The sequence below is a fragment of the Streptomyces sp. NPDC051907 genome (assembly GCF_040681075.1).
Taxonomy (GTDB): Bacteria; Actinomycetota; Actinomycetes; order Streptomycetales; family Streptomycetaceae; genus Streptomyces.
Genome location: NZ_JBFAYB010000071.1, coordinates 35437 through 46962 on the forward strand (window position 1 = coordinate 35437; position 11526 = coordinate 46962).

Annotated in this window: 11 protein-coding genes; 5 read left to right on the forward strand and 6 right to left on the reverse strand. The window is 70.9% G+C overall.

All coding sequences use genetic code 11. From position 1 onward, the window contains the following. Position 1 precedes the first annotated feature (1 nt). The gene (locus tag AB0M39_RS29525) at positions 2–1417 is read right to left on the reverse strand and encodes a DUF2079 domain-containing protein (protein WP_365369007.1); all 1416 of its coding nucleotides are present in this window, start codon (positions 1415–1417) and stop codon (positions 2–4) included. A 415-nt stretch (positions 1418–1832) separates the two neighbouring features. Here AB0M39_RS29525 and AB0M39_RS29530 point away from each other — a divergent pair, with 415 nt between their 5' ends. After that, the gene (locus AB0M39_RS29530; protein ID WP_365369008.1) at positions 1833–3029 is read left to right on the forward strand and encodes a DUF418 domain-containing protein; all 1197 of its coding nucleotides are present in this window, start codon (positions 1833–1835) and stop codon (positions 3027–3029) included. Positions 3030–3173: 144 nt separating this feature from the next. Here AB0M39_RS29530 and AB0M39_RS29535 read toward each other — a convergent pair whose 3' ends face one another. Next, on the reverse strand, positions 3174–3794 hold the full coding sequence (locus AB0M39_RS29535; RefSeq protein ID WP_365369009.1) for an L-threonylcarbamoyladenylate synthase: 621 nt from the start codon (positions 3792–3794) through the stop codon (positions 3174–3176). A gap of 159 nt (positions 3795–3953) precedes the next feature. Between AB0M39_RS29535 and AB0M39_RS29540 the strand changes: the two genes are divergently transcribed. Continuing rightward, on the forward strand, positions 3954–4454 hold the full coding sequence (locus AB0M39_RS29540; RefSeq protein WP_365369010.1) for a hypothetical protein: 501 nt from the start codon (positions 3954–3956) through the stop codon (positions 4452–4454). A gap of 56 nt (positions 4455–4510) precedes the next feature. Here the strand turns inward: AB0M39_RS29540 and AB0M39_RS29545 are convergent, their stop codons facing one another. Further along, positions 4511–5110, reverse strand: a complete 600-nt coding sequence (locus AB0M39_RS29545; protein ID WP_365369011.1) for a TetR family transcriptional regulator — start codon at positions 5108–5110, stop codon at positions 4511–4513. Between the two features lie 158 nt (positions 5111–5268). Here AB0M39_RS29545 and AB0M39_RS29550 point away from each other — a divergent pair, with 158 nt between their 5' ends. The 3 genes from AB0M39_RS29550 to AB0M39_RS29560 all read left to right on the forward strand — a co-directional run bounded on the left by AB0M39_RS29550 (position 5269) and on the right by AB0M39_RS29560 (position 7702). Next, the gene (locus AB0M39_RS29550; protein ID WP_365369012.1) at positions 5269–6033 is read left to right on the forward strand and encodes a class I SAM-dependent methyltransferase; all 765 of its coding nucleotides are present in this window, start codon (positions 5269–5271) and stop codon (positions 6031–6033) included. 111 nt (positions 6034–6144) lie between these two features. Continuing rightward, positions 6145–7011: an AraC family transcriptional regulator gene (locus AB0M39_RS29555; RefSeq protein ID WP_365369013.1), complete on the forward strand. Its 867-nt coding sequence runs from the start codon at positions 6145–6147 to the stop codon at positions 7009–7011. 88 nt (positions 7012–7099) lie between these two features. Further along, positions 7100–7702, forward strand: coding sequence for a hypothetical protein (locus AB0M39_RS29560; protein ID WP_365369014.1), 603 nt, complete (start codon positions 7100–7102; stop codon positions 7700–7702). A gap of 98 nt (positions 7703–7800) precedes the next feature. Here AB0M39_RS29560 and AB0M39_RS29565 read toward each other — a convergent pair whose 3' ends face one another. From AB0M39_RS29565 to AB0M39_RS29575, 3 genes are all read right to left on the reverse strand, one after another. Next, positions 7801–9258, reverse strand: coding sequence for a DUF1996 domain-containing protein (locus AB0M39_RS29565; RefSeq protein ID WP_365369015.1), 1458 nt, complete (start codon positions 9256–9258; stop codon positions 7801–7803). Positions 9259–9464: 206 nt separating this feature from the next. Beyond that, the gene (locus AB0M39_RS29570) at positions 9465–10259 is read right to left on the reverse strand and encodes an SMI1/KNR4 family protein (protein WP_365369016.1); all 795 of its coding nucleotides are present in this window, start codon (positions 10257–10259) and stop codon (positions 9465–9467) included. Between the two features lie 69 nt (positions 10260–10328). Further along, positions 10329–11108: an alpha/beta hydrolase gene (locus AB0M39_RS29575; protein WP_365369017.1), complete on the reverse strand. Its 780-nt coding sequence runs from the start codon at positions 11106–11108 to the stop codon at positions 10329–10331. Between the last annotated feature and the right edge of the window lie 418 nt (positions 11109–11526).

Here is an 11526-nt window from a genome sequence, read left to right on the forward strand (position 1 = left end):
GTCACGGCGCTCCAGGGTGGTGCAGCAGAGCGACGTTGTCCTGCGCGTCGACGAGCTGGAAGCCGCGCTCGATGAGGTCGTCCGCGCGTGCGTGGTGTGCATCGGGCGAGACCGGCCACGGCATATCGAGATCGATGACGGCCCACTGGGGCGGGTGATCGGTCAGCGGCCAGGTGAAGACGCGGGTGCGGTGGGCGAGATGAGGGGCCAGGTTGTTGGTCGCCTCCACGACTGCGCCGTCGGGGATCCTGCGCATCAGCGCGTGCGCGGCTCGCGCGTGAGGCGTGGTGGTGAACGCGGTGACCGGGTGGAGCAGGAAGTTCTGCAGATGGGCGGTGGGGGCGAGGGGCGCCGCCGCCACGAGGAGCGCGGCGGCGGTGTGCCGGCCCAGTCCGCGGACGAGCGGCCTAGTGCTGCGCGCCCACTTCGGCTGGGCGTCCAGCGCGGCAGCGAAGAGGATCGGCATGAGCGTGAGGTTGTACTGCAGCCCTGTGCCCCAGTAGAGAGGGCTGTCGGAGAGGAAGCGCACGCAGATGTTCGGCAGGGCGACCAGCGCGAGCGGCGAACCCACGGCGAGACCGCAGGTGAGAGCGCCGAGCAGGAGCAGCGTCGTGGTCTTCTCCGACGGCAGGAACATCAGCTTCGGCGCCGCGGCCAGTCGTTGGGCCAGACCCCGTACATCGCTCAGGTCCCCTTCCCCGGAGGCGACGCTGAAGTACGGATAGGCGTCGTTCGGGTTGAAGGCGGGAATCAGCGCGCCCACCACCACCGCGAAGCAGAGCAGACCCGCGCCGAACAAGGCAAGCCCGAGGCGGCGTTGACGCCGGACGACCAGGACCAAGCCGATGACCGCGACGGTGAGGGCGAGCTCCTCTTTCACCGCCAGCAGAGGCAGCGCCCACCAGGTCGCGGCCCGGTACCGGCCTTCCGCCAGCGCGGTGAGGCTGTACGCCAGCAGCGGCGCCGCGAACGCGACCTCGTGGAAGTCGAAGGCGAGGGCGCCCTGCACACCTGTCGACAGGCCGTACGCGGCGGCGACGGCGTGCCCGCCCGCCCTTCCCAAGCGCCGGGCCGCAAGCCGCGCGAGCGGAACCGTGGCTACCGCCAGCAGGGCGGCCTGCGCGACGAGGAGGGTCTGGGCGCCTGGGCGCAGCCAGTAGAAGGGGACCAGCAGGACGAGAATCGGATGGAAGTGGTCCCCGTAGAGATTGAATCCCCAGCCTTTGAGATCGGACCGCAGGGCGCCGAAGTTGGCGTAGCCGTGCACCGCCTGGGTGAAGATTCCCAGGTCGAATCCGGACGTGCCGAGATTGTGATGCCGTGCCAGCGCGAAGAGCGCGTACAGGATGAACAGAGCACCCGCCCACCCCCACCACGCGCCGGAGCCGGCGCTGGGCCGGAATCGGAGCCGAGTCACCTGCCGCCCTCGCCACGGCAGGTCGCGGCGGCCGATCGAACCGCCTGCCGGCCCCCGGAGAACGGGCGATGTCTGGCTGGAATCACAGAAGGAAGATATATCCGAGGAAATAGATCTCCTTCTCGATCGAACTCGTCTGGGAATGCGGCCTCCGTAAAGTCACCCGACTCGACCAGTTCGGCCGCTTCCCCCCCCTGCTTCCTTCGCCTGGAATTCAGGCGGCGCAACGCAATCGAGACCGCTCGATTCCTTCGCCCCGAGGTGAACGGCCCGGCCGCCCGCATCAGGCCGCCGTGGCCGAAGCCCGGTCCGTCCACGGAACCATGCCGTCCGCCGGCGGGTGCATCTTTCGATGTAGCGGGATTCATCTGTGGTCACGAGGAAATGCCCACCGGGTCGCGTCGACGATGAAGATGTGACTGAGACCCTGCGCACACCGACCACGCAATCCACCGCGGGCGCCCCCGGCGGCCGACTGGCCCTGCTCGACGTACTGCGGGGGACGGCGATCCTCGGCACGCTGATGACCAACGTATGGGTCTTCACCGGTCCAGGCGCCGAGTGGGGGATCCTGCAGAGCAGCAGCACCGGCAACGCCGGCTTCGGGTCGGTCTCCGCGGCAGCCCAGAGCCTCTTCCGGCTGGTGGCCGACGGGAAGTTCCTGTCGATGCTGACGATCCTGTTCGGCGTCGGCCTGGCGATCCAGTACGACTCCGCAGCCCGGCGCGGACAGCCCTGGCCCGGCCGCTACCGGTGGCGGGCGCTGTTCCTGTTCGCCGAGGGGACCGTCCACTTCGTGCTCGTCTTCGCCTGGGACGTACTGATGGGGTACGCGGTCACCGCACTGGTCGCCGCCTGGCTTCTGACCCGGTCGGACCGGGCCCGACGGCGGGTCATGTGGTGGGCCGCCGGGCTGCATCTGGCACTCATGGGCGCGCTCACGGCGGTACTGGTCGAGGCGGGCCAGAGCCGCACGGGCAGCGGAGACCGTGTGTCCCAGAGGGTCGTCGATCTGTATGCGCACGGCGGCTACTGGGAGCAGGTCTCCTTCCGGCTGGAGAACGCCGTCGCGCTGCGCCTGGAGCCGGTGCTCACCTTCGGGCTGCTGCTCTTCCTCTTCCTGCTGGGCGTGCGGCTGTTCCGCGCGGGTGCATTCGGCGCGGACGAGACGGGACGGCGGATCCGTGCGCGGATGCTCGGCTGGGGCCTCGGCCTCGGACTGCCGCTCACCGCGCTCGTCGCCCTCGGAGGCCAGGACTTCTTTCTGCTGGGCAGGTACTGCGCCGCCCCGTTGACGGCCGTCGGCTACATCGGCCTGATCGGCGTCGTGGTCAGCCGGGTGTCACGCCCGGGCCCGCTCACCACGGGACTCGCCTCCGTCGGCCGGACGGCGCTGTCCGGCTATGTGCTCCAGAACGTGCTGTGCGTCCTCGTCGCGTACGGCATCGGCCTCGGCCTCGCGGCCCGGCTCGGAGACTCGGCCGGCCCCTGGTGGGTGATGGGGCTCTGGGCGGCGGTGTCCCTCGTCCTGATGGTGGGCTCCACGCTGTGGCTGCGCCGCTTCTCCCACGGCCCGTTGGAGTACGTGCAGAAGTGGGCGCTGCGGCGCTGAACCCGCACAGCCGGTGGCCGGCGGTCGCGGACCGTGAAGCGGACGGCAGGCGGGTCGCCGGGCCGAGCAGGGCGTGGGCGACGGGCGCATACGCCCGGGCACACGCCCGTGCCCGTCCCCTGGCGAGGCGCCTCCCCGGAGCGGCTACTCGAAGCGCGCGGTGTCGCCTGCCCCTCGGCGTACGATCTCGGCCTCGCCGCCGGAGAAGTCGATGACGGTGGTCGGCTCGGTGCCGCAGTCGCCCGAGTCGACGACGGCGTCCACCACGTGGTCGAGCCGTTCCTTGATCTCCCAGCCCTGCGTCAGCGGCTCGGCCTCGTCGGGCAGGAGCAGCGTGCTGGAGAGCAGCGGCTCGCCGAGTTCGTCGAGCAGGGCCTGGGCGACGACGTGGTCGGGAATCCGCACTCCCACCGTCTTCTTCTTGGGGTGCAGCAACTGGCGCGGCACCTCCTTCGTCGCGGGAAGGATGAAGGTGTAGCTGCCGGGGGTGGCCGCCTTGATCGCGCGGAACACGTCGTTGTCGACCTGCACGAACTGACCCAGCTGTGCGAAGTTCTGGCACACGAGGGTGAAGTGGTGACGGTCGTCGAGATTGCGGATGGATCGAATCCGGTCGAGCCCGTCGCGATTGCCCAGCTGACATCCCAGTGCGAAGCAGGAGTCAGTCGGGTACGCGACGAGCGCACCGGAGCGGATGCTGTCGGCCACGCTGCTGATGGTGCGCCGCTGAGGATTCTCGGGGTGCACGTCGAAGTACTTCGCCATCCGTCGAGCGTACGTGATCGGGACACCTGGGCCGGGCGGTGCGGACGCGCTGTCCGCGCCCGTCGACGCCTGGGGCCGATGGCGGCGCCAGCTGCAAGCGCTGATGCGTCAGTTCACCCGCCAGGCGCTGTGCGGCACGCCCGGACGTAGTCTTCCGGCATGAGTGATCTCTACGAGTTGCAGCTCGCACTCGACTTCCCCGACTCCCTTCCCGAGGCTGACCTCGGCCTGCTGCGCTGGCATCTCGGCCAAGGCGGAGACGCCGCCTCGACTGAGACAGGCGAGACAGACGAGGTAGACGGGGTAGGCGAGGGAGAGGAGACGGACGAGGCGGCGGCCATGGAGGCGTATCCGCTGCTGTCCTCGAAGGGGGCGGCCCACCGCGTCGGCGGCGCCCTGGTCGGCGAACTGTGCCGGGGACCCCGAGGCTGGGCACTGACCGCCCGGCAGGAGGTGCACCCTGACGAGTTCGACGACCTTCAGGGCCTGCTGGCTTGGCTCGCGTCGCGGACGACGACCATCGGCGCGATCGGCTGTCTGCGCTTCTACGAATCCGATGTCCCGGAAGTCCTGATCGCTGACTCTGGACGCGCCCGCCGACTGGTTCTCCGGGCCGCCGGGCCAGCGAGGGACGACGTTTTCTCTCTCGGCCTCGACTGAGCGACGAGGTGCGCCGGCGGATGTGCGCTCACGGCGACGTGCTCACGGCGCGTGTCTCACGGCCGCGGTTCTCGTACGGCGCCGGCGATGACCGTGGTGACCATCTTGTGGACGGCGCCGGTGTCCGGCGGGGCGGCTTCCCGGTCGGCGAAGAGCAGATGGCCGGCCCCGATGAGCGTGGGGGCGAGCGCGTCGACGTCGGCGTCCCCGGCGATGCGGCCCCGTTCGCGCTCGGCGGCGAGATACGAGGCGATCATGGCGGCGGCCTCCGTCAGCACCGGGACTCCGGTGGGCGTGGACTCGCGCAGCCGGGCGCGCAGTTCGTCCCGGGAGGTGACGAGGCCGACGATCGCCACCGCGACCGACTCGAACAGGGTCGTCAGCGCGCCGGTGAGGTTGCCGGCGACCGTGCCCGTCCCCGCGGACGCGCTCAGGGCCGCGGACTGGCTGTCGATCCGGGCGACGCGGCTGCGCACCAGCTCGGCGAGGAAGGCGTCGAAGTCGGCGAAATGCCGGTGCAGGACGCCCTTGGCGCAGCCTGCCTCCGTGGTGACCGCGCGGCTCGTCAGGGCGCTCGGCCCGTCCCGGAGCAGGATCCGCTCGGCGGCGTCGAACAGTTGCTCCCGTGCGTCGCGCATGGCTACTCCCGTCGGCACCCTGCGCTCCTCCTTCGCTGGCCGGTTCCACTCGGTTGACGAGTGGGCATGTGCCCACTAATAGTGGGCGCATGCCCACTATACCTCCGGAGCGGTCACCGCTGCCTGCCCCTGACTCCCAGCCTGACCCCCGGCCTGAGCCCCACCGACACCGCGAAGTGGCGGAGTCGTACGGCTCGCAGGCCGAACGCTACGACCGCGCCCGTCCCCGCTATCCCCAAGCCCTGGTCGACCGGATCGTCGCCGCCGGCCCCGGCTCCGACGTGCTCGACGTCGGCATCGGCACCGGAATCGTCGCCCGGCAGTTCCAGGCGGCCGGCTGCACGGTGCTCGGGGTCGACGTCGACGAGCGCATGGCCGAGTGGGCGCGGCGGCACCGCGGGCTCGAGGTCGAGGTAGCGGCCTTCGAAGCCTGGGACACCCGCGGCCGGGCGGTCGACGCCGTCGTCTCCGGGCAGACCTGGCACTGGGTGGACCCGGTCGCGGGCGCGGCGAAGGCGGCCGAGGCGCTGCGGCCGGGCGGCACGCTGGCCGCGTTCTGGAACGTGGACCAGCCGCCGCCGGACCTGGCGGAGGCCTTCGCCGCGGTCTACCGCCGGGTGATGCCCGACTCGCTCGCCGCCCGCCGGTGGACGGCCGGCTCGGACGGGTACGCGACGCTCTGCACCAGGGCGGCCGACGGGATGCGAGCGGCAGGCGGGTTCGACGAGCCGGAGCAGTGGCGATTCGACTGGGAGCGGTCCTACACCCGGGACGAATGGCTCGACCAACTGCCCACCACCGGCGACCACAGCCAGTTCCCGCCGGCCCAGCTGGCGGAGCTGCTGGCGGGAGTCGGGGCCGCCGTCGACGCGCGAGGAGGCGGATTCACGATGCGCTACGCGACGTTGGCAGTCGTCGCGGCGCGAACCGACACGGCCTGACCCGCGGACCCGGCCTGACCCGCAGACGCGGGCCTGCCCGCCGAGGACGCGGTGTGCGCGCCCCGGGCGGGTCGTTCCTAGGATGAGTGATCCACAGGGCAGGAGACCGGAGTGCTGGATCGGCTGAACCAGGCCATGGAACACATCGAGGGCCGCCTCGACGAGCACATCGACGCGGCCGAGCTGGCGCGGATCGCCCTGACGTCCGAGTACCACCTACGGCGGTTGTTCTCCGCGTTGGCCGGGATGCCGCTGTCGGAGTACATCCGGCGCAGGCGGCTGACCGTCGCCGGGGCCGAGGTGCTCGCCGGAGAGCGGACGCTGCTGGACATCGCGGTGCGCTACGGCTACGGATCGGCCGAGGCGTTCGCCCGAGCGTTCCGCGCCATGCACGGCATCGGGCCTGGCGAGGCCAGGCGTACGGGTGCGGCTCTGCGCGCCCAGCCACTGATCTCCTTCCGCCTCGTCGTCGAGGGGAGCACCGCCATGACGTACCGGATCGTGGAGAAGGAGGAGTTCCGCGTCGTCGGCAAGAAGGCTCGCGTCCCCCTCGTCCACGAGGGGATGAACCCGGCGATCGTCGCGTTCGTCAGAAGCATCGAAGCGGAGACCGTGCAGCGCGTCACACAGCTGTCCGACCAGGAGCCGGAGGGACTCCTCTCGGTGTCGGAGCTTGTCTCCGACAGTCGTGAAGAGGGTGCCGAACTCGACTACTACCACGCCGTGGTGACCAGCGCCGAGGCCCCGGAGGACCTTGACGTCCGCGTCGTCGCGGCGGGCACATGGGCGGTGTTCGAGAACACCGGACCGTTCCCGCACGCGCTCCAGTACCTGTGGCGGGACGTGTTCACGCAGTGGTTCCCCTCCAACCCGTACGCGAGCAGGCCGGGACCCGAGATCCTGCGGACGCAGCTCTCGCCGGACGCGACGGAGGCGGACGCGCAGCTGTGGATCCCCGTGGAGCGGACGGCGGTGTGACGGCAACCCCCTCCGCACCCTGACGCATGACCGAGGTCGCCGGCGTCATGAGGCCCGGGGGCTGTGAGGCGGTGGGTACGCTTCCGCAATGGGAGTGTGCATCGAGGTAATGATCGTCGACTGGGACAAGGTCGAGGCCATGCCGGCCAGTCGGCGGGAAGAGATGCTGATCGATGCCGCCTGCGGAGACGAGGACTACGGCGACCTCGACGAGGAGGGCTGGATCTGGCCCTCTCCAGCGGATGCCGACTGGTACGGCAGATACGCCTTCCGTCGCACAAATGGCTCCTACAAGCCCCATTTCTGGGCCGGTGAGCGGTGGGAGCACATCCGGGACTACGCCGCTCCCCGCCTGCGTACAGCCTTGGACCGGTTTACGGCGCCCCTGTTCTGGGACGGCTTCGAGTACTTCGTCGGCGAGGACGCCGGAGCTGTTCCCGAACGGGAAGGCGCCTGGCACGGGGGCCTGCTGGTGTGGCGCCCACCGGAGGACGTCGCCGCGCTGAAGGGTTTCTGGGGCGAGGCGGAGCCCCAACTCAAGACCCTGCGAGAGCCGTTCGACCAGCACGCCGCAGTTCCACAGGGCTGGATCTGCGACTTCGAGTCGTTTGCCGAGTTGCTCATGGGGTGGGGCGAGGTCGTCGTGGAAGCCGACCGCCGCGGCTGGGGCCTTCTGGGACTCCGCTGCTGAGCCTGACTGCTCCCCTCAGCCCAGGCGATCCCGCAGTCGGCCGCCCAGCCGGCGCCCGGCAGCGCGCGGTGCGCTGCCGGGCCCGTGCCGGTGAGGGATCAGCCGCAGCGGCGGCCGGTGTTGATGCACTTCACGGCTTGCTTCATCATCCGGTCCGACATGGCGTTGATGAAGTCGCCGTGGTCGGTGATCGGCTTGTGGAACGACTCGGGGAAGCTGTCGACGGCGAAGCTGGTGCTCCCGGACAGACCGCTGTACACCACGCGCTGCACCAGCTGCGGGATCGGCCGGAAGCCGGCCGGGCACCTGCCGCGCGCATCGGCGAAGGCGACATGGGTGCGGTGGTTGGCGCTGTCGGTGTTCCGTCCGTCCCAGCAGTTCTGGAACTTGGCCACGCGTATCAGATTGCTGCCCTCAGGACAGATCGGGTACTTGTCCCTCAGCTCGACGCGGTTCTCGAAGCCGGTGCAGGTGTAGCGGGCGTTGGCGTTGGCGCCGCCGTTCGCGTTGGCCTTCGCGTCTCCGGTGATGATGCGCAGGAACCGCGGCATGGGGCTCACCTTGGACTGAGGGTTGCCGACGAACTGCAGGGAGACGGACACGGGCGTGAGGATCCTGCCGATGTTGCCCTCGGCGCCTCCGCCCTGCTGGTCGGCGTCGGACTCTTGGACGCCGTCGCGGTCGCGCAGCACGGGCCAGTAGTAGGTGGACTGGTCGCCGTTGGTGCATGTCGTCTGGGCTGCCGCCAGCGACTCGTTCGTGGTGAACGCGTTGACGCCGACCGCTCCCACGTAGTCGTGGTTGTGGTGGGCGCCGTTGGCCACTCCGGGAGCTGCGATGACGTTGTCGGAGTTGAACCGCCCCTCCTCGTTCACACCGCACAGCGACTGGAAGGCGCCCGTGGAGGCCGAGCGGCCGTTGCGGGCCTTCGGGACGTTCCACCGGACGGTGGTGATGTCCACGTAGTCCTCGGGGGACGGACCGTTGTCGACCTGCTGACCGGCGCCCTGCTGTCCGGCGCCTTGCTCGCCGGCGGGCGGCTGACCGGCCCCCTGCTGTCCGGCGCCCGGGCCGCTCGGGGTGGCCTGCGGCTGTCCCGTGCCCTGCTGCTGGTCGCCCTCGGCCTTCGTCTCGGAGGCGCCCGCTCTGCCGACGGTGCACGCTGTGAGGCTCGCGAGGTTCTGCGGACGCGGTGAGCCGGCCCGTTCCACGGCGACCTCGATCCGCTCCAGAGCGGCGGAGCGTTTGGACCACAGGGGGTCGAGGACGGTATGGGAGGACACGCCCTTCCCGGAGGACAGCCGTGCGTCGGCCGCCTCGACGTCCTGCTGCATCTGCCGCAGATCCCGGCTCACCTCGGCGCGGGCCTCGGCCGGAATGTCCGGCAGGCGTTCCTCCACCGAGGGGCAGACGACCGACGCGGCCTGCTGCCCGCCGGGGCTGGTGGCATTGGCCCCGGCGTTGACGGCCGCCAGGCCGCCGCCTCCCAGCACGAGGCCGGCCACTGCGATGAGGGCCTTTCGCCTGGTGCGGTTCACCTTGTGCCGCTGATTCATGAATGTGCTCGCTTTCTGATGGGCTCGGCGGACGCCCCGGGAGTGAACTCCCGGACGCCGGACCCCCGTTGCCCGGTCACTCTGGCAACACAGAGACCCGTCCGCACCACCCGACTCAGAGGCGTCACAGTCTCGTAAGGCCGACCTGGGCAGTCCCTGGCAGCGCCCGGCCCCGGACCCGACCAGACAACCCACCTGGCAGAGCCCTACTCCTGGCTGAGGATCTCGGAGTGGGGAATGAAGCGATACCTGTCATCCGGGTCGACGACCTCGTCGAGGTCGGCGAAGTAGTACGACGTCGTCGTGCCGGCGACCACGTCCAGGAGGAACTGGCTGCACGAGGCCGGATGAGCCTCCCAGAGAGGACCGCGGCCCTCGTTGAGGACGACGGTCCACTCCTCCGGCTCCACGTCCGGCCGGGCCAGCCAGTAGAGCCAGTGTCCCGCGCCTTCTACATACCCCCAGGGCACCAGCCGGACATCGCCCTCCCGAAGCTCTGGGGGACTGTCCACGCCGCGGGTCCAGAGCGTGGCGAGCATCTCCTCGTGCTCCGCGGTCTGGACGACGAGGTCGTACATCGGATCAGGGCAGTCGGGCTCCAGCAGCCAGATCGTCCCGGCGAAGACGCCGCCGCCATACCGTTGGACGAGCCGCTTGTAGTCGGCGGGCAGCACGGCGCCCAGCGCCTCCTCCACGGCAGCCCACTCCACGTCACGGATGGCCCCGGGCGGTGGGCAGAGGCGCCGCAGCGGATCGGTGTGGCGCAGGCTCCGGGCGATCCGGATGTCGATCGGCAGGGCGCTGAGCCGTGCCGGGGTCCTGGAGGCGTCCAGGACCACCGCGCGCATCCGGTCGCCGACCGCGGCGCGCGGTGTATCCGACCACCACGAGGGGTGTTTGGCCTGGTCGATGAAGCCTTCGAGTCCGTCCGCGTCGACGAGCGCGCCCACCGGGGCCACGGCCTTGACGACGACGTCGTACTCCTGATGATCAGCGAACATGGCATCCACCCTGCATACATCCCGTCATGTGCCGCACCGCGGTGACCTGGAGGGGTTTCCGGAACCGGTTCAGGCCTCGGAACCGTCCGCGAGCGCCGCGGCGGTGGCGCGTACGAAGGCCTGCGGATTGTCGAGCATGATGTTGTGCCCGCAGTCCGGGATCGCGACGACGGACACCCCGGCGTCGGCCAGCGCGGCCGCGCCCGGGAGCGGGCCGTCGGCCCCGGGCAGCAGGAAGGCGCGCGGGATCTTCAGCTCCACGAGGAGTTCGCGCATGGTGGGGACCGTTCCGCGGATGAGATGGGTGGCGCTGCGGTGGAGGGCCTCCCGGCCGGCGAGACGCATGGTGGACCACCAGTGGGGGCCGACCCGGTCGCGGACCTCGGCCCAGCCGCCTGCCAGGAACTCCTCTTCGGTGTACGCGCCGATGCCGCTGCTGCCGCTCGAGCCCGGCGTGCGGGGGAGCGGGTCGAGGTTGGCGTCCACCAGGACCAGACGGGAGACGAGACGGGGGTGACGGGCGGCCAGGACGATGGCCACGGAGCCGCCCATGCTGTGCGCGATGAGCTCGGCGCCGTCGACGCCTGCGGCGTCGAGGGCGGTGGCGAGGGCGTCCGCGTGCGACTCGAGTGTGTAGTCGAAGTCCGTCGGCCGGTCGCTGATGCCGTGCCCGAGCATGTCGATCAGCAGCGAACGACGGCCGGCCAGCAGCGGGTGGACCGCGACCTCGGCGAAGTAGGCCGGGGACGTCGCACCGAGGCCGTGGATGTAGACGCGGGGCGGCTCCTGGCCAGGCAGCTCCACCCAGCGGATCTGGTCGCCGCCGGCCGTCACGGCTGCGTTGCGCATAGTCTGCTCCCCCTGCAGTCAAGATCGATGGTGTGTCGAGGGTAGCCGCGCGGCTCGACACCGGGCCGCTGGGGGCTCTTGGGCTTCCGCTGCCTCACGGCAGCGCGTCGACTGCCTTGTCGGCGTGGGGCCGGGTCAGCCGCCTGCCATCGCGCAGCCGCAGCCGCAGCCCTCCGCAGCCGTCCGGGTCGCCGCAGCAGCCGTCCGGGCCGGCACGCCGTCGATCCAGTTGTCGCCGCCGTCCGGGCCCCGAGCACGAGGGGGCTGCCGCTGTCCGGCCGCTGACCGCGGCCATGCGCCCGGCTGCGGTGGACTCTGAGTCCGCCGCAGCCGGGCGCCGGCGAGGGGCCGCCCCCCACAGGCTGCCGGTGCCCCCGGACCCCGATCCCGCGCCGGGGGCCCGCGGGCGTGTCACCCC